A 23,030-nucleotide genomic window follows, 5' to 3' on the forward strand; every position below is an offset into this window, starting at 1 on the left:
CCGAATGGAAAACTCATGTTCAGATGCAGAACAAAATCTAAAAGCCTTAGCAACACATCCGGATATGCGAAATGACGTTTCGGCGAAAGCCAAGTAGAAAATCGAGATTTTATTTTCAAACTTAAAAGTACCGCCAAGTTTTTTCTCGAGGTGGGTATCGACGCTTAGTGGCAGTGGTAGTCGTCGGTCTTGTGATTTCGATGGCAACCTTTGGAGTCTGTACCGCCACTGTGGGCGAAAGCGGATGCGGAAGCTGCTGCAATCAAAGCCGCGATGATCACGGCAGAAATTTTCCTCATTTGGTGCTCCCTCTTGCTGGCATGTCGATGCGATATCAAAGTGATATCTCGGCGCATGTTGCTCTTGCCAGTAAGGGATGTCGCCAGTTTTCGACACTTCTTCACCACCCAAGCCGAAGTTGCTCCAGTCGGGTAGCCGGAGGTCGCGAATTTTGGGGTTCTCAGAGCGAGAGTTGGCGGAAGGCAGTGGGAGTCGAACCCACCCAGGGACGGCTGCCGCCCCCAACCGGGTTTGAAGCCCGGCCGCACCACCGGGTGCGATTGCCTTCCTCATTGATCTACAAAGAGTTTTTCTAGCTTGGCTGATGCTCGGACAAGGGAGTGTCGAAGAAGTGTCGAAATTCCTTAGCAGGGCCAAATGCCAGTACGTCTTGCAGATGATCAGGCGCGAGGTGAGCGTAACGCATTGTCATGGCGAGTGACGAATGCCCCAGGATCTTTTGCAAGGTTAGGATATTCCCGCCGTTCGCGATGAAGTGTGACGCGAAGGTATGGCGCAAGACGACTTCTAGCCTGCTGGCAAATTGAGCCCAGCACGTGCGACAGCCTCATCGAATTGGTCACGGCAGTTGCTGAATGCCCCATGTTCGCGAAGATGAGCACGAATACGATCTGCCAACTTCGGATCTATGGCACGACAAGTCGCCGCTTTGACTTGGTGATGAAGAACTGGAGCGATCCCTGAAAGCGACCCGCCGAGCAGGCGACCCCAGCAGTCGACCCGTTCACACAGGCGGCGACGATCGGTCGGTTTCGGTTTCGGTTTCGGTTTCGGTGTCGGACTGTCGATTAGCTTTGATCGACACGTCGCTTCGAACCGCTGGGCTTCGCCTTTGGACTTGATCGTTTTGCGGTACCGCTTGCTCTTGATCGGCCCGCCAGCGCCCATCAGGTAGTGCGAGGATTTGCAAAAACCACGACCGCTGGCGCAACATCAGCAGCGAGAAAATCCGCATTGGGACGGAGGAGATTGGCATTCTCGCAGACTCGTTTCCCAAGTACGCCCTTTGGCTCGTCAGCGGCCGGATTGAACCCGAGCATGGCCACCGAAGCCCGGACTACGACGAGGCCAACCGAAACTTGCCCAGTCAAAGCGCGGGATAGCGATCACAACGGAAGTGACTAGGCGCTGGTACGCCCGAACGACAGGGAGAGGTTAGGTATGAAAGCTGATTGGAACGACGCCCCGGATTACATCACAAGACATCCACGCAAGAGCCGCAGGCTAGCGAAGCTGATCCCCGGTCTGATCGGCACCGTTATTACGCTAGCGGTTCTCCAGATGGTAGGCTCAGCATTCCTACAGGGAACCGCGCAGCGCATTGCCGAAAGGCGCATCCAACCCAAGCCAACCCCCGTAGCCGAGATTACGCGAGCCGAACCAGCAGCGACCAAGGATTGGGACAGGGTAGTAGAGGAAGTAGCCGCGAGAGGTGCAACGCCTCAGCCGCAATCAGCCCAGCCTCAAGCCGCTACGGCAGAGGCACCGCCCAAGCAAACCGTATTTAACGACAAAAACTACGTTCCCCAAGGCGCGACCAATGTCGTTCCAGCTATACAAGTGGCCCTCGATCCAAGGGCAACTGCTTCCAGCAAGAAAGAAATAGTGATAGTAGGTAAGGAATCACGATTAAGAGACCTTTGTCCTTATCGAGAAGGGAGTATTGAGCGCCGGAGCTGTAAGATGAGTGTTGACTTGAATAGGCGAGACTAACAGTTGGTAGCGTTGAGTAAGATAAGCGCCGGGCATGGATTAAATCATATGAAAGACACAAAAGCCGTTAAGGCTGAAAACGATAGCAATAGGCGCATTGAAACTGATGTATTTCATGCCGGAATTGTTGCCGCTAACACTTGGATAACTCTAGTGGCGCCAATACTTATTGGTTTTTTTATAACGAGATTATTTGATAAAGATAAGTTTACTATCTCTGAAAATACTATTTTTGCCGTTAGTATAGTGTTGCACGTATTCTTTACCATTACTATCTACAAAGCATCGACAAGGCGTTCGTTGTCGCTTGAAGTGGATGGTCTGGTAGAAGAGATCGAGCATTTGCAAGGAACAATTATTCCTAGAGCTGCGCAGCTATACGATACATCTAAAGTTCAGCAAACTGTTATCTACTTAATGACGCTTGAACTTGAAAATATGATTGATGAGCTAAATGAGAAGGCAAAGCTCAGTACTGAGGAAGAAAACATTAAAAGATGGGATGAGGGGCTGAATAAAATTCTTGCCCCTCTTGTAAAGTATAGGCACGAGCTTTTTGGCTATGAAGGGCAAGATTTGTATAATATTTGTCTATATGTATACGATATCCCCAATGACAATCTAATCATCAAATGGCGTAGGTTTGATGACCGTCTGCAACCTTCAAATCGTAGTTGGAAGCCTGGCGCAGGCCACGTAGGGCTAACTTTCATTCTCAATGAGCTAAAGATCTGCCATGATATATATGACAGTACGGAACTTTCTAATAGTGCTTTAGGTCCTAATGATAAGGCTAAGTATCGTTCTTTCTTATCAGTGCCAGTTAAAGATTCATCTAAAGTCCTAACTGGCGGAAAGCCCTTGGGTGTGCTAGTATTTACAAGCAGTGCACGAGGGCAGTTTTCTCCAGATAGAGATAAGCTGTTTGCTTTAACAGCAGCTAAATTAGTTTCCATATATGTGGAAAAATGCTTAAAGTCTTTCGTTTCGTGAGGCGCATATGAAAAGATTTTTTGATTTTATTTCAAAGAAAACGAAGCCTAGCGTTACGGTAGTTAGCTCCCGAGATGGTGCGTTTTCAATTCCTATGGACTTTGAAGATCGAATTTTATTTTCTTCTGGCGAAGTTGACTCTTTTTCAGAGAAATGGGTCAATAAAGAGCTTGAGCGAAGCAAGATATATTTCTATGAGCAGCTTAAAGAAGCTTAACAGCATAGTATAAGCAGTATTGCGAAAAAGCCCTCTACAAACTGAGGGCTTTTTTTTTGGCTCTAGATCACGATGCGATCGTTTTGAAGTGTCGAAAAAGTGTCGAAGCCAAATGCTAGTAATACCCAACGTTAGCAGCTGCTGAGGAAGCAAGAGGCGCAGCTAGTCCAGTATTTGCCGGAATATACCTTTAATAGGTAAGGTGAATAGAGGATTTGAAGCCCGGCCGCACCACCGGGTGCGATTGCCTTCCAGAGAGGCCTCGAACGAGGTCTGACAGGAAACTGATAGCAGCCTACCTGAGCTCGACCTCCGAGGCCAAGGCGCTGTCGGGGCGGATTTTACGTTCGTTGCCGAAGCGTCTGGTCAGGCCGATACGGTCGAAATGTTCGAGTAGCTGAATGCTGCGCTTGCGGCCGAGCTGGATCTGGTCTCGGAAGGCAGCGGCGCGGATCACCCCCGACTGACGTTCCATGTCCAGCATTTGATTGGCGAGTTGGTGGATGGTCGAGTTGGGGTAGAACAGGTCCTTGACCACTTGTTGCAGTTCGCCGATACGTGACAGTTTGCGCAACAGATGGCGCACACGTTCCTCCTCGATTTCCAACTCACCGGCCAGATCGCGTACCCATGGCGGGTTGAACCGGGCTGATTCCAGCCGCGGCCAGACGCGAGCTTTCAGCGACTCTTCTTCTTCGCTCAGGTGAACGCGGTGCCCTGGAAGGTGCAACCAGGGACCGTTGGCTTCGATCGTTCCGGCCGCCAGGGTGCGTTCCAGCAGTGCGAGGTAAACCGGTCGTTCCAGCTGCGGCAGCGCGTAGCGGCGCAGGCGGTCACGATCCGGTCCGAGTTCATCCGGTTGTGTTTCGTGAAAGCGCTTCAACGCGGCCACCAGGCTCTGTTCGAGGTAGTCCCAGGTGGCGCGTTCGAACAGCCGTGAGCCCGCTCTGGTAGGGATTTCCAACGCCTCGTCTGGCAGGCGCCAGGTCGGTCTTGGCCGGTTGAACTGTCGTTCCAGCAAGGCCGGTTCCAGACCGTTGATGGCGCTGGGTAACAGCGCCGGCAGGATATCTTCCAGTGTTTCGCCGCCCAAGGCGCGCAGCACCGCTAGCCGTGCCTGGCGATGACGGTTGCGCGGTGGGGCGAAGGGGTCGAGTACTCGGCCGCCACCCAGGGTGCGCTGCGCTGACTGATCGCGCAGCACCACACGATCGCCGTGCACAGCGTGGGCCGGCGCGTTCAGCAGCAGCTGTGCGTGTACATGACCGCCGGGCGCCAGGTATTCGCCTTCCAGCAGGGCGATCCGGCCGGTGACGTCTTGCGCGCCGATATGGATATGCACTGGCGTCCAGTGCCGCAACTCGCGGGCTTCGCTCGGCAGCAGGGTAAATTCGATGTCGATGCGCCGGGTAGGCGCCTGCAATTCGGGCTTCAGCAGCCAGTCGCCGCGGCTGATCTGTTCAACCGCGAGGCGGTCACCCGCGAGGTTCAGGGCGACCCGCTGGCCGGCGCGGGCCTCTTGCGCTGCCTGGTTCTGGGCATGCAGCCCGCGTACCCGCACGGTGCGGCCGGCGGGGCTCAGCGCCAGTTCATCGCCTACCTGAACCCGGCCGGCGAAGGCCGTGCCGGTGACCACGACGCCGCTACCGGTAACGCTGAACGCCCGGTCGATGGCGAGGCGGAAATATCCGTCTTCGCTGCGCGCGCACACGTCCGCGGCCTGCTCGATCAGTGCCGCACGAAGCGCATCGATACCCTCACCGGTGACGCTGGAAACCGGGAAGACTGGCGCTCCTGCTAGCGGGCCGGCGCGCAGCAGCGCTTCGATTTGCGTGCTCACTTCGGCAATGCGCGGTGCTTCGACCCGGTCGATCTTGGTCAGCACGACGAATGCGCGGCGAATGCCCAGCAGCTCAATAATTGACAGGTGTTCTCGCGTCTGCGGCATTACACCGTCGTCGGCGGCAACCACCAGCAATACGCGGTCGATGCCGCAGGCACCGGCCAGCATGTTGTGCACGAAGCGCTCGTGGCCGGGCACGTCGATGAAACCGGTCAGGTCAGACTCGCCCAGCGAGGCGTAGAGGTAGCCGAGATCGATGGTGATGCCGCGCAAGCGTTCTTCCTGGCGGCGGTCACCTTCCTGCCCGGTCAGGGCCTTGAGCAGCGCAGTCTTGCCATGGTCGATATGGCCGGCGGTGCCGATGATCATGGCGCCAGTTCCCGCTGCAGATGTGGCAGTTGTTCCAGCAGTGCCGGCTCGTCGTCCAGCTGCCGCAAGTCGAGCCAGAGTGCGTCGTCAGCGACGCGGCCCAGAATCGGGATCGGCAGGCAGCGCAGCGCTTCTTCCAACTGACGCAGGCTGCGACCACGCAAACGCCGGGGCTGCTGTGGGCGGATGCACAGGGCGGCGCTGGGCAGACGTGCGACGGGCTGTGCGCCACTGCCGATCATGCCCAGGACATCGCTCACGGCGACCTGCCAGTGTTCTCCAATCGCGGAGGCCAGCACCGGTGCGAGCCGTTCGGCTTGTGCGCGAATGTCCGCTTGCGGGCGGCTCAGCAGGCGCAGGCTGGTGAGGCGCTCACCGAGGCGATCCGGATCCCGGTAGAGATTGAGCACCGCTTCGAGCGCCGCCAGGGTCAGCTTGTCGACGCGCAGTGCGCGCTTGAGCGGGTTCTTCTTGATCTTCTGGACCAGCTCGCGGCGGCCGACGATCAGGCCCGCCTGTGGGCCGCCGAGCAGCTTGTCGCCGCTGAAGGTAACGATGTCGGCGCCGTCACGCAGGGCTTCCTGCACGGTCGGTTCTTTCGGCAGGCTCCAGCGCGACAGGTCGACGAGGCTGCCGCTGCCCAGGTCTTCGAGCAGCGGCAGGTTATGGGCGTGGGCAATGGTGGCCAGCTCGGCCGTGGCGACGCTGGCGGTAAAGCCCTGCACGCTGTAGTTGCTGGTGTGCACGCGCATCAGCAAGCCGCTGCGCGGGTTGATGGCGTTTTCATAGTCACGCGCATGGGTACGATTGGTGGTCCCGACTTCGTGCAGCTTTACACCGGCACGGGCCATGATGTCGGGAATGCGAAAGGCGCCGCCAATCTCGATCAGCTCGCCGCGCGAGATGATGCCTTCCTTGCGCGCGCCGAGGCTGTTCAACGCCAGCAGCACGGCAGCGGCGTTGTTGTTGACCACCGTAACGGCTTCGGCACCGGTCAGTTCGCGGATCAACCCTTCGATCAGATCATCACGGTCGCCACGCTTACCGCTGGCCAGGTCAAACTCCAGATTCATCGGGTAGCGCGCCGCCAGCGTGATCGCCTCGATGGCTACATCCGGTAGCAGAGCGCGGCCGAGGTTGGTATGGAGAACCGTGCCGGTCAGGTTGAACACGCGTCGTACGCGGCTGCGATGCTGGTTGGCGAGACGTTCACCGGCGCGACCGGCGAGCACGGCTTCAGACAACTCCAGCGCGGCGAGCTGACCCTGACGGACCGGCTCGCGCAGCTCGTCGAGCAAGTCGCGTAGGGTGCCGACTAACGCCTCGCGGCCATAGCGCCGGTGCAGCGGCTCGCAGGCAGGGGCGCGCAACAGACGGTCGACCGAGGGCAGTCGAACGCTGCTCATGGCTGGCGTTTCGAATGATGATGCAATACGGAGAGGGTGGGCGTGGCGCCCATCGGGTCGACTGTGCTGAACGCTGTTGCGAGGCTGCCTGACACGCAGGACTCCATCTTTTTTGTATTTCGCGAGCAGCATAGACGTTCAAATCGGCACAGGGTTCAGTCGGCCCTCATGTTCTTGCTGGCGCTGAAATGAAAAAACCCGGGCAAGCCCGGGTTCTTCATTCGTCTACGCGTGTCAGGCGTTCTGGCGGATACCCGCGACCAGCCATGGCTGGTTCTCGCCTTGTGCACGCTCCATGCGCCAGCTTTCGCTGAATGACTCGCCCTGGTCGAAGCGCGAATTCTTCGACACGCCAACGAAGGTGAGGGTGGCGACGGTCTTGTCGGCCTGATCGTCGACGCCATCGAGCTGAATCTGCAGGTCGTCAACGAAGGTGGACTGATAGGCATCGCCAATTTCGGCACGTTCGCGCTTGAGGAATTCGAACAGCTGCGGCGTGACGAACTCGCTGATCTTGTCCATTTCGTTGGCATCCCAGTGCTGTTGGAGCGACAGGAAATGTTCGCGTGCCGCGGCAACGAAATTCTGCTCGTTGAACCAGGCCGGCGCATTGATTACCGGTACAGCTGCTGCAGATGTGGCGCTGCTGCCGAAGATTGACGGCTGCGCAGGCATCTCGCGTTGCATCGGAGCATGTCCGTGTCCTGCCATGGCTGGCTGCTGCTGGCGACGACGCGCGGCGAGGAAGCGGAACAGCAGGAAAGCGATACCGCCGAAGATCAGAATGTCCATGAACTGGATGCCTTCGAAGCCATCACCCATGAACATCGAGGCCAACAAGCCACCGGCAGCGAGGCCGGCCAGCGGGCCGAGCCAGCGCGACGCACCACTGGCGGCGGCCGGTGTTTTGCCTGCCTGCGTCGGCGCTGCCTGGGTTTGCTTAGGCGCCTGACGAGTCTGATGGCTCGGTGCCGAGCCGAAGCTCTTGCCACCACCGAAACGCTTGGCGTGGGCGTCGAGGCTGAACGTCAGGCTGAGGCACAGCGCCATGAAGAGGCTAAGCACAGATTTCATTAAGTGTTTCCATGTTGGGTGAAGGTACGCGCGCCATGTTGCACAGAGGGGCGATACAACGCCAGAGGTAAGTGTTTCAGGCTTTTGCATTTGCGCGTGATGGCACTTTGGTTCCGGTTCACCGATTTTTCGTCTACCCTCTCGCCGCCCGACGCACGGGAAAGGCCGTTCCAGACGGTCCGAATCGATGAAATATGGAGTAGTACCGGATGAAATCTCTCGTTGCCCTCACCGCAGCCATCACCTGCACGCTGGCCCTGCAGGGTTGTACCACGCACCTGGCCGAGGGGCAGAAACGCGAGCTGGCGATCTATGAAGAGAAGGGTCTGCTGGTCAGGGAGAAGAGCGTGGGCACTGCGGCTGTGCTGGGGATCTTTCCGGGCGCGGGCTATTTCTACACCGGTCACTATGTGCTGGGGATCACCACCTTGCCGCTGTATCCCTTCCTCGGCCCGCTGTGGATGCCCTTCGACGCTGCCGCCTCGGCCAAGAGCCGCAATTATTACGCAACCAAGATGGAAGCCGAGCGCAACAAGGCGCGCGACTTGCGCGAGCTGGACCATCGCCTTGAAGACAAGCAGCTGACCTACGAGCAGCACATTCGCGAGCAGCGCGCCATCGAAGCCAGGTACGCGGCGTACTGATCCAGGAGAAACGGCAGTCTTTAAGGCCGGGAGGGAGGGTACCGTCAAGCGGTACGCCTCCCTGGGGCACTGAGCGAATGCCTAGCGCCAGTTGTACAGTTCTTTCTCGGAAATTTCGTGCATCGGCTTGACCTGGGCCTGGAAGGCTTTCATCGAGGCCCAGATGCGCCCGTTCAGCTCGCTTTGCGCGGCCAGTTCACCGAGGACGACGTCCGATTGCTCGCGCATCGCGGCCAGTACTTCGTCGGGGAAACGCTTGAGCTGGGTGCCCTGCTGCTTGAGCTGCTCGAGCGCCAGGGCGTTGTTGTAGACATAGTCGTCGATCATATCGCGGCTGGCGGCGAGGGCAGCTTCGGTGAGAATCGCGCGCAGGTCATCTGGGAGGCTGTCGAGGGCCTTCTGATTGATCAGCAGTTCCAGTACGGCCTGAGGTTCCTGCCAGCCGGGGTAGTAGTAGTACTTCGCCGCTTTATGCAGGCCGAAGGCGAGGTCGTTGTACGGGCTGACCCAGTCAGTGGCGTCGATTGCACCGGTCTGCAGCGCGGTGAAGACTTCGCCGCCGGGCATATTCACGGTCGTTGCGCCAAGACGGCTCAGCACTTCACCGCCGAGGCCGGGCGTGCGGATCTTCAAGCCTTGCAGGTCTTGAAGGGAGTTAATCTCCTTGTTGAACCAGCCGCCCATCTGCATGGCGGTATTGCCGACCACCATGGGTTTGACGCCGTAGGGGGCGTAGGCTTCATCCCAGAATGCCTGACCGCCGCCGCGGGTCAGCCAGGCGTTCATCTCGCTGGTCGACAGGCCGAACGGCACCGAAGTGAAGAACTGCGCGGTGGGCACCTTGCCCTTCCAGTAATAAGCCGCGCCGTGGCCCAGCTCGGCAGTGCCGCGCGAGACAGCGTCGAATACTTCCAGCGCGGGCACCAGCTCACCGGCGGCGTAGACCTTGATGGTCAAACGACCGTCGCTCATGGCGCTGACACGATCAGCCAGGCGCTGAGCGGCAGTGCCGAGGCCGGGATAGTTTTTCGGCCAGGCGGTAACCATCTTCCAGTCGTAGGTCTTGGGCGCTTCGCTGGCTGCAGCTTCGGGCTCGGCGGTGGGTTCGACTTTCTTTTCGTCGTTGCAGCCTGCAAGGCTAAGGGAGGCAAGCAGGGCAGCGGCGGCACCAAACAAGTGACGGCGTTTCATGAATGGCTGTTCCTTTGGCGAATTTTATTAGTATGGGTGTAGGTTGACGTAAACGTCATAGCGCTTCCAGTTTGGCATAACTGAGCATCAACCACTTGCTTCCTTCGTCTTCGAAATTCACTTGCACCCGTGCTTGAGCGCCGGAGCCTTCAAAATTCAGGATGGTGCCCTCGCCGAAAAGCGAATGACGCACGCGCTGACCGAGGCTGAACGGCGTCTCCGGCACGCTGGCACCGTCGAACAGCGAGCCGCCGCTCATGCCGCGGCTATTGAAGCTGCGACTGACAGTATTGCTCAGGCGCACTTCGCTGATCAGCGCCGGCGGCACCTCGCGGATGAAGCGCGAGATCTTGTTATAGGTCTCGCTGCCGTACAGCCGGCGGGTTTCAGCATAGGTGACGATCAGCTGCTGCATGGCACGGGTAATGCCGACGTAGGCCAGGCGGCGTTCCTCTTCGAGACGGCCGGGTTCTTCCAGGCTCATCTTGTGCGGGAACAGGCCTTCCTCCATGCCGACCAGGAACACCAGTGGGAATTCCAGGCCCTTGGCGCTGTGCAGGGTCATCAGCTGCACGCTGTCTTCGTGGTCGCCGGCCTGCTGTTCGCCGGCCTCCAGCGAGGCGTGATCGAGGAAGGCGGCGAGCGGGGTCTGCTCGTCTTCCTGATCTTCGCTGTAGTTGTCGAAGGCGCGCGCGGCTGAAACCAGTTCCTCAAGGTTTTCCACCCGTGCCTGGGCTTTCTCGCCTTTCTCGTCACGGTGGTAAGCGAGCAGCCCGGACTGTTCGATGACCAGCTGCGCCATGTTGTGCAGCTGCATGCCTTCGACTTTCAGGGCGAGCGTGTCGATCAGCTCGACGAAGCCGTTCAGTGCACTGGCTGCGCGGCCTGACACCACTTTGGTACCGACCGCCTGGTGCAGCGCGGCCCACATCGAGGTTTCCTGCTGGCGGGCCAGCTGGCGCAGGGCTTCGACGGTCTTCTCACCGATGCCGCGCGCCGGCACGTTGATCACCCGCTCCAGCGCTGCATCATTGTCCCGCGCCTGAATCAGGCGCAGGTAGGCCATGGCGTTCTTGATCTCGGCGCGCTCGAAGAAGCGCTGGCCGCCGTAGATGCGGTAGGGGATGCGTTCGCGCAGCAAGGCTTCTTCGAGGACGCGAGACTGGGCGTTGGAGCGATATAGGATGGCGATTTCGCTGCGACTCATGCCGCCGCGAATGGCCTTCTCGATGCTCTCGACGACGTAGCGCGCTTCGTCGTGTTCGTTGAAGGCGGCATAGAGGCTGATCGGCTCGCCCTCGCAGCCTTCGGTCCACAGTTCCTTGCCCAGGCGACCCTGGTTGTTGGCGATCAGCGCGTTGGCGGCCTTGAGGATGCAGGCGGTGGAGCGGTAGTTCTGTTCCAGACGGATGGTTTCGGCGTCCTGGAAGTCTTCGCTGAACTGATGCAGGTTCTCCACCCGCGCGCCGCGCCAGCCGTAAATCGACTGATCGTCGTCACCCACCACCATCAGGCTGTCGCCGCCCTTGGCCAAGAGGCGCAGCCAGGCGTACTGCACGGCGTTGGTGTCCTGGAATTCGTCTACCAGGATATGGCGGAAGCGGCGCTGGTAGTGGTCGAGCAGACCCGGGTTGTCGCGCCACAGATCCAGCGCGCGCAGCAATAGCTCGGAAAAGTCGATGACCCCAGCGCGGGCGCAGGCCTCTTCATAGGCCTGGTAGATGCTCAGCATGGTCGCCAGGAACAGGTCGCCGCTGGGCTGGATGTGCTTGGGCCGCAGACCTTCGTCCTTTTGCCCGTTGATCCACCACTGCGCCTGGCGCGCCGGCCAGCGCTGCTCGTCGAGGCCGAGCTCACGGATCACGCGCTTGACCAGGCGCTGCTGATCGTCGGAGTCGAGGATCTGGAAGTTCTGCGCCAGCTTCGCTTCCTGCCAATGGGCACGCAGCAAGCGGTGCGCTAGGCCGTGGAAGGTGCCGACCCACATGCCTTGCGGGTTGACCTTCATCAGCTGCTCGATGCGCTGGCGCATCTCGGCCGCGGCCTTGTTGGTAAAGGTTACCGACAAGATCGAATGCAGCGAGGCGCGCTCAACCTGGTGCAGCCAGGCGATACGATGCACCAGCACGCGGGTCTTGCCCGAGCCGGCACCAGCGAGGACCAATTGACGACCCAGCGGCGCGGCCACGGCCTGGCGCTGGGCATCGTTGAGGGAGTTCAGGAGAAAGGAGAGATCGTCATGCATGGGCGCCATTCTAGCCGGAAATCTGCCCGACCCGCTCGTGCAACGGATAGACGCCAGTGGGGCCGGGGCGGGTGCACAGCTTGCCTGGACAAGCGCAGAAGTCGTGCATCGCCGGCGCCGGGCGTCGGTCACTGGGCCTCGAATATCCATCTGATCGATACCGGCGTATCGTCAACCACGGTCTTTGGTCGGACAGACGATGACCGGGCGCCAGCATCGTGCCATTATCGGGGCGTGCCACAGTGCAACGCCTACCGCTCCAAACGCCCAATACAAGAACAACCCGATGATCGATTCCGCACAAGCCAATCCGTCGGCGTCAATGGCCATGGAGGACCACGCCGCTTTCAACCATGCCGAGACCGATCAGCTGACCGAGCGTACGCGGCTGCTCTATCAGGGCTCACGGCTTGCGCTGCTGCTGATGATGATCACCAGCCTGGTGTTTCCCGCCGTGCTCTGGACGGAAGGGCCGAAGCTGCAGTTGGCGGTCTGGTCAGGTGCGACCTTTGCGCTCGTTCTCCTGAGGCTGCAGCAGACACGCAGCTTTGCCAAAGCCAGCGCGTTGGAACAGCAACATTCCCGCTGGTATCGCTCCTTTCTGCTGGCAAGTGTTGCCAGCGGCGTGACGCTCGGCTACGCCGCTATCGAGCTGGCGCTGTACGGCGAATTTCTGCAGCAAACGGTACTGCTTGGCTCGCTTGCCTCGGTGTTCTTCGCTGGTTGTGTGGCCTGCGGCGTATCGCTCCGCGCGTTTGGCGCTTTGGCCATTCCCGGGCTGCTTCCTCCGGCGGCAGTGCTGCTGGGCAGCGGCGAGCCTCAGCTGCAGGGGTGGGGCGTGTTGGCGGCGATCGTGTTGCTGACGCTGAGCATGATCGCCTGGCAGATGAATAAGCTGGTGACCGCCAGTCTGGCCCAGCGCCTGCACAATCAGCTGCTGATTCGATGGCTGGAAAGCATGCGTGGTGAGGCCCTCGAACTGAATGGCGAGCTGGGCCGGGAAATCGAACAGCGCCGCCACGCCGAGGGCCGGCTGCGAGAGGCTTTCGGTGGGCTCGAACGGCGCGTGATCGAGCGCACTGCGGCGCTGCGTGAGAGCGAGGCTCGTTTGAGTCTGGCTCTGGAAGCCAGTGAGCTGGGCATGTGGGACTGGGACATGGCCAATGATGAGGTCCATCACTCGCGGATGGATGTCATTTTCGGGGTTGGCCAGAGCGATCGGCTGCGGCTGGCCGACCAGCGGCGTCCTGAAGTGCATCCCGAGGATGGCCGACGTGTCCGGCAGGTGATGATCGATCATCTGAAGGGCAGGACCGATAGCTATGCCGTGCAATACCGAGCGATGCTGAGCGACGGTAGCTCCGTATGGATCGAAGACCGTGGGCGTGTCACCGAGCGTGATGCCAACGGTCGGGCCCTGCGCATGATTGGCACCCGGCGAGACATCAGTGAGAGCCATCGTCAGGCCGAGCAATTGCGGTTGGCCGCGACAGTGTTCGAGGCGGCAGGCGAAGGCATGGCGATCATGGACCCCGAGTTCAATCTGCTGGCGGTCAATCAGGCCTGTTGCACGCTGTCCGGCTTCAGCCGAGAAGAACTGATCGGCAGCAGCGTCGCGCTGCTGGCCAGCTCCGAAGACAGCCGCCAGCAATATGCGGCGATTCGCGCAAGCCTGGCGCAGCACGGCAGCTGGCAAGGCGAGCTGATCGAGACCCGCAAGAACGGCGAGGTCTACCCGCAATGGGCGCAGATGCGCGTGGTTCACGACCGGCACGGCAACGTTACCAATGTGGTCGCGTTCGTTTCCGACCTCAGCGTCAGGCGCCAGGTCGAGGAACGGCTGCGCTACCTGACCCACTTCGACGAGCTCACCGGGCTGGCCAATCGCAGCTTGCTCAAGGAACGGCTGCACAGCGCCTGCGAGCGTAGCCGCTGCAGCAATCGCGGGCTCGCGGTCTTCTATATCGATTTGGACCGCTTCAAGACGCTTAACGAAAGCCTTGGGCACGAGGCGGCTGATCGGTTGCTGCGTGAGGTCTCGCGCCGTCTGTCTCACACATTCTCAGACGCCGATACCATTGCCCGTTTGTCCGGTGATGAGTTCGTGGTGGTGGTCGAAGGGCACGGCAGCCTCGCCAGCCTGGCGCACAGCGGTAGCCGTTTGCTGTCGCGCATCAGCAAACCCATTCAGATCGACGACCAGGAGCTGGTCATCAGCGCGTCCATCGGTGTCAGCCTGATGCCGGACAATTCGCGTGAGGCGACCTCGCTGCTGCTGCAGGCCAACATGGCCATGCAGCATGCCAAGCATCTGGGCGGCAACACCCTGCAGTTTTTCACCGAGCGCTTGCAGGTGTCGAGCCTGGAAAATCTCAAGCTGGAAAACCAGCTGCGTCGCGCCATCGAGGAAGGGCAGCTGGAAGTGTTCTACCAACCGCGATTGAGCGTGGCGGAAGATGGCCTGGATGCGGCCGAAGCGCTGGTGCGCTGGCGGCATCCACAGAAAGGCCTCATTGCGCCGGGCTTTTTCATTCCGCTGGCGGAGGAAACCGGGCTGATCATTGCCCTCGGCGAGTTCGTCCTGCGCGAGGCCTGTCGGCAGGCGCGCCAGTGGCAACTCGACGGGCTGGCCGCAATTCGGGTCTCGGTGAACCTGTCGGTCAAGCAGTTGCGTCAGGGCAACTTCGTCAGCCTGGTGCGCCAGGTGCTGGAGGAGACCGGGCTGCCAGCCGACCGGCTCGAACTGGAGCTGACCGAAAGCCAGCTGCTCGATGACATCGACAATGCCATCAGCATCAGCCGCCAACTGCGCGCGCTCGGCGTGAAGCTGGCCATCGACGACTTCGGTACCGGCTATTCCTCACTCAGCTACCTCAAACGCTTCCCGGTGGACTATGTGAAGATTGACCGTTCGTTCATCTCCGAGCTGGATCAGGTCGGCGAAGATTCGGCCATCGTCCGGGCCATCATCGCCATGGTCCATAGCCTGGAGCTGAAGGTTGTCGCCGAGGGCGTCGAAACCCAGGCCCAGGCGGACTTCCTCAAGGCGCACGACTGCGACGAGATGCAGGGCTACCTGATCAGCCGGCCGGTGCCGCCTGAGGAATTCGCCAAACTCTTGGTTTGATGGTGTGGGGGCTGGGCTTTGCGGCTCGTAGGGTGGGCTTCAGCTCACCGCTTGTCTCTGCGGTACTTCGACTGCTGGTGGGCTGAAGCCCACCCTACGGCTGTCGCGGCGAAACCCGCCACGCGGCGGAGCGGGACTTCAGCCGGCGCGTCGTGCTGGCGGCTAGCCGCGGGTGGTGCCGCCGTCCAGCTCGCGCATCAGCAGCGCATGCTGCAAATCGACGCTTTCCGGCACTGGCACATAGAGCACGTGGCCGTCGCCAGGCGCCACTTCGGCACGTTCGCCGCGCTTGTTCTCCAGCGCGTCCAGGCGGAAGTTCAGGTTGCCTTGCGGCGTCATCAACTCCAGGCGGTCGCCGACAGCGAAGCGATTTTTGACGATCACTTCGGCCAGGCCGTTGCGCCGCTCACCGGTCAGTTCACCGACGAACTGCTGGCGGTCCGACAGTGAGAAGCCACGCTCGTAATTCTGGTACTCGTCGTGCACATGGCGACGCAGGAAGCCTTCGGTATAGCCGCGGTGGGCGAGGGATTCCAAGGTGTCCATCAGTGACTTGTCGAAGGGTCTGCCGGCGACTGCGTCGTCGATGGCCTTGCGGTAGACCTGGGCGGTGCGCGCCACGTAGTAGTGCGACTTGGTCCGGCCTTCGATCTTCAGCGAATGCACGCCCATCTGCACCAGCCGCTCGACATGCTGGACGGCGCGCAAGTCCTTGGAATTCATGATGTAGGTGCCGTGCTCGTCCTCGAAGGCTTCCATCATTTCGCCGGGACGGCTGCTGTCTTCGAGGAGGAATACCTGATCGGTCGGCGCGCCGGCACCCAGGGTGGGCTCGATTTGCTGTACCGGGATCGGCTGGTACTGCTGCACGATGTTGCCCAGTTCGTCTTCCTTGCCTTCGTGAGCCTTGTATTCCCAGCGGCAGGCATTGGTGCAGGAACCCTGGTTGGGGTCGCGCTTGTTGATGTAGCCCGAGAGCAGGCAGCGCCCGGAATAGGCCATGCACAGCGCGCCGTGGACGAAGACCTCCAGCTCCATGCCCGGCACCTTTTCACGAATGTCGCCGATCTCTTCCAGCGACAGCTCGCGCGAGAGGATGGCGCGGGTCAGGCCCTGCTGGCGCCAGAACTCGACGCTGGCCCAGTTCACCGCGTTGGCCTGTACCGACAGGTGAATGGTCATTTCCGGAAAATGCTGGCGAACCAGCATGATCAGGCCGGGATCGGACATGATCAGCGCGTCCGGGCCCATCGCGACCACCGGTTCCAGGTCCTTGATGAAGGTGCGCAGCTTGGCGTTGTGTGGCGCGATGTTGACCACCACGTAGAACCGCTTGCCCAGGGCGTGCGCTTCATCGATGCCCAGACGCAGATTGGCGTGATCGAACTCGTTGTTGCGCACGCGCAGGCTGTAGCGTGGCTGCCCGGCATAGACCGCGTCGGCGCCGTAGGCAAAGGCGTAGCGCATGGATTTCAGGGTGCCAGCGGGCGACAGCAATTCGGTGCGAGGGTGGGTCATGGTGCGGTGGCTCTGTATACCGACAAGAAGAGTGCGGATCCTACCGAGTTGCCTGGCGCTTTTCGCCGCGCCAGATCAAGTGCATCGCGAACTCCTGCGGCGGACCCCAGTCACTTTTAGACAGGGCTTGAGCCGAGCGCACCGAGTTCCGATGCAGGCCTGCCCGTTACCACCGGAGGCCATCGTGAGCGCTAACAATGCCGATGCCAGAGGCAGCCTGACCGCGACATGCTTTCTTGGGATTGGTCTGATGGCGGCGATTGATGAGATCGTCTTTCACCAAATCCTTGCCTGGCACCATTTTTTCGACCGTTCAACGCCTGCTATCGCGCTCTTGTCCGATGGCCTGTTGCACTCGGCTGAGCTGCTGATGCTGGCGGCCGGGTTTTACCTGTTCGTTCGGCTGAGTCGTCATCAAGCGGTATCGCGCTGGCATGCCTGGGCGGGGCTGTTGTTCGGAGCCGGGGGCTTCCAGCTGTTCGACGGCATTGTCGATCACAAGGTGCTGCGTTTGCATCAGGTGCGCTACGTCGACGATCTCTGGCTCTACGACCTGGCCTGGAATGGCTTCGGCGTATTGCTGCTGGTGGTGGGGTTCTTTATCTGGCGCAGGGTTGGCGGCAGGCTGCGGCAGGGTAAGGTAAGCGGCCTGTGAGTCATGACGCTCATCTGCTGACGCTCGCCGGGACCTTCATGCTGGTGCTGCTGACCCAAGGGCTGTGGTTTGCCTATGTGCTGGGTGTCCGCGCACAGCGCAGGCGTGGCAAGGTCTGGCATTGCTGGCGGTTGGTGAGTTTCAGCCTTGGGTGCGGGCTGTTGGTACTGGCCTTCTCGCCGCCAGTGGTCGAGTGGGGGCACTCGGATCTGCGTGGGCACATGGCCCAGCACCTGTTGCTCGGCATGTTCGCGCCCATCGCCCTGATGCTAGGAGCGCCGGGCACCCTGTTGCTGCGCAGCGTGCCGGTAACCACTGCACGGCGCATCACCGATTTCGCGGCGACCGTGCCGGTGCGTTGCCTAAGCCATCCTGTCACGGCATTGTTTCTGGATATCGGTGCGCTGTACCTGCTCTACCTGACGCCGCTGTTTCAGCTGAGCTTCAGTGAGCCCTTGCTGCACATCTGGTTGCACCTGCACTTCGTGCTTGCCGGTTACTTGTTCAGCTGGTCCATTGCCGGACCGGATCCGGCACCCCACCGGCCGGGGATGCGTTTGCGATTGCTCGTGCTGTTCGCGGCTATCGCCGCTCACGCGGTGCTCGGCAAGTTGATGTATGCCTATGGATTTCCCCGCGACGCCGGCCTTGAACTGGCGGAGATCGAGGCGGCGGCGCAGCTGATGTACTACGGTGGTGACCTGGCCGAGCTAATCCTGGCGCTGGTGTTCTTCGCCGGCTGGTATCGGCGCCGCAAGCTGTCCGAGCCGGCCGGCGACTGGTTGACAGCAAACCACCGGACCTAGCGCGAGCCAGATCCGGCGGGGGTGTTGCGATGGCGCGGAGTGGTTATGCCGCGGCGATCACGTCACCGTGGTTTTCCGGCTCGATCAGTGCGCGGTGCAGAGCTGCGACGGCGTCGTCGTAGTCTTCCTCGTTAACGACGCACTGCATCTCCACCTGACGGATCGACTGATGCACAGCCTGGATGCTGATGCCGGCACCGGCCAGCGCGGCCACGGTCTTGGCGAGGATGCCCTTGACCTTGAGGTCCGAGCCGATCGCCGAGACGATGGCGACGTTGTGCACGGTCACTTCCGCAGCCGGGTACTTTTCCTCGATCAGCCGCGCGGCGCGGTTGATCAGCTTGCGCGAGCCCGAGGCGTAGTAGGTGATGCTGTTGGCATCGGAGTCCTTGTTCACTACATAGAGACGCAGCTGCTTGAGCAACTTGCTGATCTCGATGTCGTAGGCGACGTCCCCGAGCATGTCCTGATCGAACACCTCGATGCCGAAGACGTCCTTGCGCCCGGCGATGATCTCGACGCAGGGCCGCTCGCTCTTGTAGTCCTGGCTGATGAGGGTGCCGGCGTGCTCGGGTTCGAAGGCGTTTTTGATGCGCAGTTCGATGCCGGCACGGCGCAGCGTTTTGGCCGCACGCGGATGAATCGCTTCCATGCCCAGATTGGATAGCTGGTCTGCAACGTCATAGTTGGTGCGGCCAATGGTGACCACTTTGTCCGCGCCTACCAGGTTCGGGTCGGCGGAGGAGAGGTGGAATTCCTTGTGGATGATCGCCTCGCGGGCGCCGGTGGCAGCAGCAATCTGGGCGAAGGTGATCTCGCTGTAGCCGCGGTCGAAGGTGTTCATCAGGCCTTCGCTGCAATGCGTGTAGCCGGTGGCGACGACCAATTCGCGGGACAGGTCCACCTCTTCGAAGCTGTGGCGCACCATCTCGTCGAAGGGCAGCGGCGCGTCGCGGTGCCAGCCGGTGAGGTCGACCATCTTCGCATTGATGCCGCGATGCTTGAGCGCCAGCACCGAGTTGAAGGCTGAGTGCGCCTCGCCGAGGGAGGCGAGCATCTCGCGCACTTTCATCAGGTGCTCGTCGAGCTGGAAATGGCCATAGGCGCAGAGGCGTTGCAGGCTGCTCATGCATTCGCGGGCATCGTCGATGCGCGAGTTGATGAACTGGTTGGCAGCGCGCAGCTCGAACTCGCCGAACAGCTCGGCATTCTTATCGAGCATGCGTGTACGCACGGTTTCCAGCGCGTCGAGCCAGGCGCCCTCACTGCGGGCATCGGCGAAGCGCTGGTAGACGCCCGGTTCTCCGGTCTTCTTGTGTTCCAGCAGCAGATTGGTCATGCCGCTGTAGGCCGATACGACGAAGACGCGCTGATAGAGCTCGTCGCCCGTGCGATGGCCAATAAAGATGTTGTTGAGCAGTTCTTCGAAGCGGCTCATGGATGTGCCGCCGATCTTTTCTACGGTATGCATCGATTCATCTTCCCGTCTTGGGGGTGAATTTTCATCCCTGGGCCGCCTCTCGGCCGCCAACAAAGATCAGGCCCCGTATGCGGGCCTGATCGGGTACGTCAGAGATACTTCTGTTTCTGGATCTGCAGCGGTTCGAAATGCTCACGCTCGGCGACGAAGGCCGGGCGTGGCGAGAGGCCGCAGAAGGGCGCCTGAGCGGCATTATCTACGTGGTTGTAGACATAAAACAGATTGCTGCGCGCGCTGGGTGTGATGTTGCTGTTGGAGCCGTGCATGGTGTTGCAATCGAAGAACACCACGCTGCCCGCCGGGCCGGTGGCAGTATCGATGCCATAGCGGTCCGCAAGCTGACTCAGGCTGTCGTGATCCGGCACGCCGAACTCCTGCTTGCGCAGCGATTTCTCATAGTGGTTTTCCGGCGTCGCGCCGACGCAGCGGATGTAGTGCTTGTGCGATCCGGGCACCAACATCAGTGGGCCGTTATGCGGCTCGTTGTCGGTCAGCAGGATCGAACAGCTCAGAGTGCGCATGCGCGGCAGTCCGTCCTCGGTGTGCCAGGTTTCGAAATCCGAATGCCAGTAGAACTCCTTGCCGGTAAAGCCGGGTTTGAAGTTCATCCGCGACTGGTGCACATAGATGTCACCGCCAAGGATGAAGCTGGCGATGGCCGCGATACGCTCGTCGCAGGCTACGCGGGCGAACAGCGGATTGTCGGCGTGGATGGCGAACACCGAGCGGATCGCGCCGCTGTCGGGTTCCTTGATGGTCTTGCCGGATTCGGCAACGGCCGGGTCCTGGCGCATGCGGTCGAGTTCTTCGCGAAATACCGCGACTTCCTCGGCACTGAACAGATTGGGGATCACCAGGTAACCGTCACGCGCGAAGCGTTCGATCAGTTCCGGGGCGATTGGGGCGTTGGCCAGGTCATTGCGGTAGACGACCGGATCCAGACGCTCCTGCCAGCTGGGTTCGTCGTGCTGGCGCGAAGGGTACAGGTCGGCTTGCACGGGGTTCACTTCACAGTCTCCTTTCGGTTGCTTGGCGAGTTGTACCCACCCTACGGTCGCTCGCAGGATGGGTACAACCCATCGTTAGCGTGATGCCGCGCATCACGCCATGCCTCTTAAACGGTTTCGGCCTCCAGCGGGTAGACACCGCTCTCGTCGTGAACTTCCTTGCCGTTGAGCGGCGGATTGAAGACGCAGGCCATCTTCATGTCCTCGGTGCCGCCACGGAGCAAGTGCTCGTCGTGCTTGTCGAGGATGTACAGCGTGCCGGCCTCGATCTTGTAGATCTTGCCGTCGGCGATGGTCTCGATTTCACCGTTACCGCTCATGCAATACACCGACTCCAGATGGTTCTGGTAGTGGATGTGCGTCTCGGTGTTGGCGTAGATGGTAGTCACGTGAAACGAGAAGCCCATCTTGTCGTCCTTGAGCAGCATCCGGGTGCTGTCCCAGGTATCGGTCTTGATCTTGCGGTTGGACTGCTCGCATTCGGCCAGGGTACGTACGATCATTTGTTAGGTCCTCAAGAAGCTGCTTGGTTGGAGTCCTGGTCGGACATCACGGCGGCGAAGGCCTTGTCCAGGATGCTCATGGCCTTGTCGATCTGCTCTTCGCTGATGATCAGCGGGCAGAGACACTTGACCACTTCGCTGTGGGCGCCGCTGGTTTCAACGACCAGGCCATTTTCGAAGGCGTGACGGCAGATGGCGGCGGCGGTGTCGCCGTCCGGGCAGCTGATGCCGATCATCATGCCGCGGCCTTTGACGAACAGAGAGTCCGGGCCGTAGCGGCGGACAATCTTGTGCATGCCGTCGGCGATGCGCTTGCCCTTGGCCTTGACGCTGTTGGCGAATTCGTCGTCCTTCCAGAAGTGTTCGATGGCGGCAGCCGCCGTGACGAATGCGTGGTTGTTACCGCGGAAGGTGCCGTTGTGTTCGCCCGGCTTCCACTGGTCCAGCTCTTTGCGCAGCAGCACCATGGCAAACGGCAGGCCGTAGCCCGACAGCGACTTGGACAGGGTGATCATGTCCGGCTTGATGCCCATCTCTTCGAAGCTGAAGAAGGTGCCGGTCCGGCCGCAACCGGCCTGGATGTCGTCAATGATCAGCAGCATTTCGTGCTTGCGGCAGAGCTTTTCCAGCTTGCGGACCCACTCAGCGGACGCGGCGTTCAGGCCGCCTTCGCCCTGGACCACTTCGACGATCACGGCGGCCGGCTTGTCGACACCGCTGGACGGATCGGTCAGCAGCTTGTCCATCATCGCGATGGTGTTGACCTTGTCACCGAAATAGTTGGCATAGGGCATGCGGCTGACGTCGGTCAGCGGAACGCCGGCGGCGCCACGGTGATGCTTGTTGCCGGTCGCGGCGAGCGCGCCGATGCTGCAGCCGTGGAAGCCGTTGGTGAAGCTGATGATGTTATTGCGGCCGGTCACCTTGCGCGCCAGCTTCAGCGCGGCTTCCACCGCGTTGGTGCCGGTCGGGCCGGTGAACTGCATGACGTAGTTCATGCTGCGCGGCTTGAGGATCAGGCGGTCGAAGGTGGAGAGAAAGGTCTCCTTCGCTTCGGAATACATGTCCAGACCGTGGGTGATGCCGTCGGCTTCGATGTAATCAAGCAGCGCCTGCTTGAGTACCGGATGGTTATGGCCGTAGTTCAGCGTGCCGGCACCGGCAAGAAAGTCGATGTACGTCTTGCCTTCGCGGGTGGTGAGTTCAGCGCCCCGGGCCTGCTTGAAGACCACGGGAAAGGAGCGGCAGTAGCTGCGAACGCCAGATTCGTGCAGTTCGAAAGTTTTCATGCGTTTTCCTCTAGTTCTTCTTCTGAATGGGGTGCGGCGAACGGGCCGGCGCGGTAGAGCACTTCGTCTTCGTGCTTGCCGGCGAAATGTTCGGCGCGGGAGAACAGGGTGCGGGTGCTGTAGTCCACGCCAAGTTTGGCGAAGGCCTTTTTGAACAGCGCCTGAGATGCCCCGTTGTCCGGCGAGATGGTTGTTTCCAGCTGGCTGACGCTCTGCTCTCTGGCGACTCGTGCGATCAATGCCATCAGCATGCGCAGCGCCAGACCCTGACCGCGCATCGAAGCGTCGACCGCGACTTGCCAGACGAACAGGGTGTCTGGGCGAGCAGGGGGGCAGTAACCGGAAATGAAGCCTACCAATTGGCCATCCGCGTTTGTGGCGGCAATGGAGGTGTCGGCGAAGTCGGAGCATTGCAGAAGGTTGCAGTACACCGAATTGGTATCCAGAGGTTGGCAGCGCGCTACCAGCTCATGGAGGGGATAACCGTCGCCGTCGGTTGGGCGACGGAGCGTTACGGTAGGAACACTCAAAACAAGACCTTTGGGGTTGCTGATTGAAATCCTTTATTAGAATAAACACATCAAAAATTTAATCTCAACCCAAGTCGCCGATCATGGGCGTTGAATCGGCGCTGATATCTCCGAAGTTCG

18 protein-coding genes, 1 tRNA gene and 1 pseudogene are annotated in these 23,030 nt (G+C 60.4%); 6 read left to right on the plus strand and 14 right to left on the minus strand.

Annotation, left to right across the window (positions count from 1 at the left end; translation table 11 throughout):
* Window positions 1-164 precede the first annotated feature (164 nt).
* The 3 genes and pseudogenes from BUE09_RS20875 to BUE09_RS20045 form a co-directional block, all read right to left on the minus strand.
* Window positions 165-356, minus strand: coding sequence for a YHYH domain-containing protein (locus tag BUE09_RS20875; protein WP_368389039.1), 192 nt, complete (start codon window positions 354-356; stop codon window positions 165-167).
* A gap of 117 nt (window positions 357-473) precedes the next feature.
* A tRNA-Sec gene (locus tag BUE09_RS18575) sits at window positions 474-569 on the minus strand.
* Window positions 570-592: 23 nt separating this feature from the next.
* Window positions 593-1,210, minus strand: a pseudogene (locus BUE09_RS20045) (tyrosine-type recombinase/integrase).
* Between the two features lie 851 nt (window positions 1,211-2,061).
* Between BUE09_RS20045 and BUE09_RS18595 the strand changes: the two are divergent.
* Window positions 2,062-3,006 (plus strand): GAF domain-containing protein, encoded by a 945-nt coding sequence (locus BUE09_RS18595; RefSeq protein WP_073303371.1) that lies wholly within the window; start codon window positions 2,062-2,064, stop codon window positions 3,004-3,006.
* Between the two features lie 7 nt (window positions 3,007-3,013).
* Window positions 3,014-3,223, plus strand: coding sequence for a hypothetical protein (locus tag BUE09_RS20215; RefSeq protein WP_143164686.1), 210 nt, complete (start codon window positions 3,014-3,016; stop codon window positions 3,221-3,223).
* Between the two features lie 295 nt (window positions 3,224-3,518).
* On the opposite strand, the gene selB is transcribed toward BUE09_RS20215, so the two are convergent.
* From selB to BUE09_RS18610, 3 genes are all read right to left on the minus strand, one after another.
* Window positions 3,519-5,435, minus strand: coding sequence for a selenocysteine-specific translation elongation factor (selB, locus tag BUE09_RS18600; RefSeq protein ID WP_073303373.1), 1,917 nt, complete (start codon window positions 5,433-5,435; stop codon window positions 3,519-3,521).
* Entirely contained in the window at window positions 5,432-6,841 is a 1,410-nt protein-coding gene (gene selA / locus BUE09_RS18605; RefSeq protein ID WP_073303375.1) for an L-seryl-tRNA(Sec) selenium transferase, read from the minus strand. The genes selB and selA overlap by 4 nt, the downstream gene beginning before the upstream one ends.
* A 234-nt stretch (window positions 6,842-7,075) precedes the next feature.
* Window positions 7,076-7,915: a Tim44 domain-containing protein gene (locus BUE09_RS18610; RefSeq protein ID WP_073303377.1), complete on the minus strand. Its 840-nt coding sequence runs from the start codon at window positions 7,913-7,915 to the stop codon at window positions 7,076-7,078.
* 209 nt (window positions 7,916-8,124) lie between these two features.
* Between BUE09_RS18610 and BUE09_RS18615 the strand changes: the two genes are divergently transcribed.
* Window positions 8,125-8,559: a TM2 domain-containing protein gene (locus tag BUE09_RS18615; RefSeq protein WP_073303379.1), complete on the plus strand. Its 435-nt coding sequence runs from the start codon at window positions 8,125-8,127 to the stop codon at window positions 8,557-8,559.
* 81 nt (window positions 8,560-8,640) lie between these two features.
* Here the strand turns inward: BUE09_RS18615 and BUE09_RS18620 are convergent, their stop codons facing one another.
* Both BUE09_RS18620 and uvrD read right to left on the minus strand, forming a co-directional pair.
* Window positions 8,641-9,750, minus strand: coding sequence for a TRAP transporter substrate-binding protein (locus tag BUE09_RS18620; protein ID WP_073303381.1), 1,110 nt, complete (start codon window positions 9,748-9,750; stop codon window positions 8,641-8,643).
* A 55-nt stretch (window positions 9,751-9,805) separates the two neighbouring features.
* On the minus strand, window positions 9,806-11,995 hold the full coding sequence (gene uvrD, locus BUE09_RS18625; RefSeq protein ID WP_073303383.1) for a DNA helicase II: 2,190 nt from the start codon (window positions 11,993-11,995) through the stop codon (window positions 9,806-9,808).
* 286 nt (window positions 11,996-12,281) lie between these two features.
* Here uvrD and BUE09_RS18630 point away from each other — a divergent pair, with 286 nt between their 5' ends.
* On the plus strand, window positions 12,282-15,122 hold the full coding sequence (locus BUE09_RS18630; RefSeq protein WP_073303385.1) for a putative bifunctional diguanylate cyclase/phosphodiesterase: 2,841 nt from the start codon (window positions 12,282-12,284) through the stop codon (window positions 15,120-15,122).
* A 162-nt stretch (window positions 15,123-15,284) separates the two neighbouring features.
* On the opposite strand, the gene trhP is transcribed toward BUE09_RS18630, so the two are convergent.
* Window positions 15,285-16,640, minus strand: a complete 1,356-nt coding sequence (gene trhP / locus BUE09_RS18635) for a prephenate-dependent tRNA uridine(34) hydroxylase TrhP (RefSeq protein ID WP_073303387.1) — start codon at window positions 16,638-16,640, stop codon at window positions 15,285-15,287.
* Window positions 16,641-16,824: 184 nt separating this feature from the next.
* On the opposite strand from trhP, the gene BUE09_RS18640 reads away from it, so the two are divergent.
* On the plus strand, window positions 16,825-17,295 hold the full coding sequence (locus BUE09_RS18640; protein WP_073303493.1) for a DUF2243 domain-containing protein: 471 nt from the start codon (window positions 16,825-16,827) through the stop codon (window positions 17,293-17,295).
* On the plus strand, window positions 17,292-18,101 hold the full coding sequence (locus BUE09_RS18645) for a cytochrome c oxidase assembly protein (RefSeq protein WP_083380620.1): 810 nt from the start codon (window positions 17,292-17,294) through the stop codon (window positions 18,099-18,101). The genes BUE09_RS18640 and BUE09_RS18645 overlap by 4 nt, the downstream gene beginning before the upstream one ends.
* A gap of 43 nt (window positions 18,102-18,144) precedes the next feature.
* Here BUE09_RS18645 and BUE09_RS18650 read toward each other — a convergent pair whose 3' ends face one another.
* From BUE09_RS18650 to ectA, 5 genes are all read right to left on the minus strand, one after another.
* Window positions 18,145-19,572, minus strand: coding sequence for an aspartate kinase (locus tag BUE09_RS18650; RefSeq protein ID WP_073303389.1), 1,428 nt, complete (start codon window positions 19,570-19,572; stop codon window positions 18,145-18,147).
* A 98-nt stretch (window positions 19,573-19,670) separates the two neighbouring features.
* Window positions 19,671-20,579 (minus strand): ectoine hydroxylase, encoded by a 909-nt coding sequence (gene thpD, locus BUE09_RS18655; RefSeq protein WP_073303497.1) that lies wholly within the window; start codon window positions 20,577-20,579, stop codon window positions 19,671-19,673.
* 116 nt (window positions 20,580-20,695) lie between these two features.
* Complete coding sequence (locus BUE09_RS18660; RefSeq protein ID WP_019340533.1) at window positions 20,696-21,091, minus strand: ectoine synthase; 396 nt, start codon at window positions 21,089-21,091, stop codon at window positions 20,696-20,698.
* Window positions 21,092-21,102: 11 nt separating this feature from the next.
* A complete protein-coding gene (ectB, locus tag BUE09_RS18665) occupies window positions 21,103-22,380 on the minus strand; it encodes a diaminobutyrate--2-oxoglutarate transaminase (protein ID WP_073303391.1) in 1,278 nt (425 codons plus the stop codon).
* The gene (ectA, locus tag BUE09_RS18670; RefSeq protein WP_073303393.1) at window positions 22,377-22,910 is read right to left on the minus strand and encodes a diaminobutyrate acetyltransferase; all 534 of its coding nucleotides are present in this window, start codon (window positions 22,908-22,910) and stop codon (window positions 22,377-22,379) included. The genes ectB and ectA overlap by 4 nt, the downstream gene beginning before the upstream one ends.
* Window positions 22,911-23,030 lie beyond the last annotated feature (120 nt).

It is taken from the genome of Stutzerimonas xanthomarina DSM 18231 (assembly GCF_900129835.1).
Lineage (GTDB): Bacteria > Pseudomonadota > Gammaproteobacteria > Pseudomonadales > Pseudomonadaceae > Stutzerimonas > Stutzerimonas xanthomarina.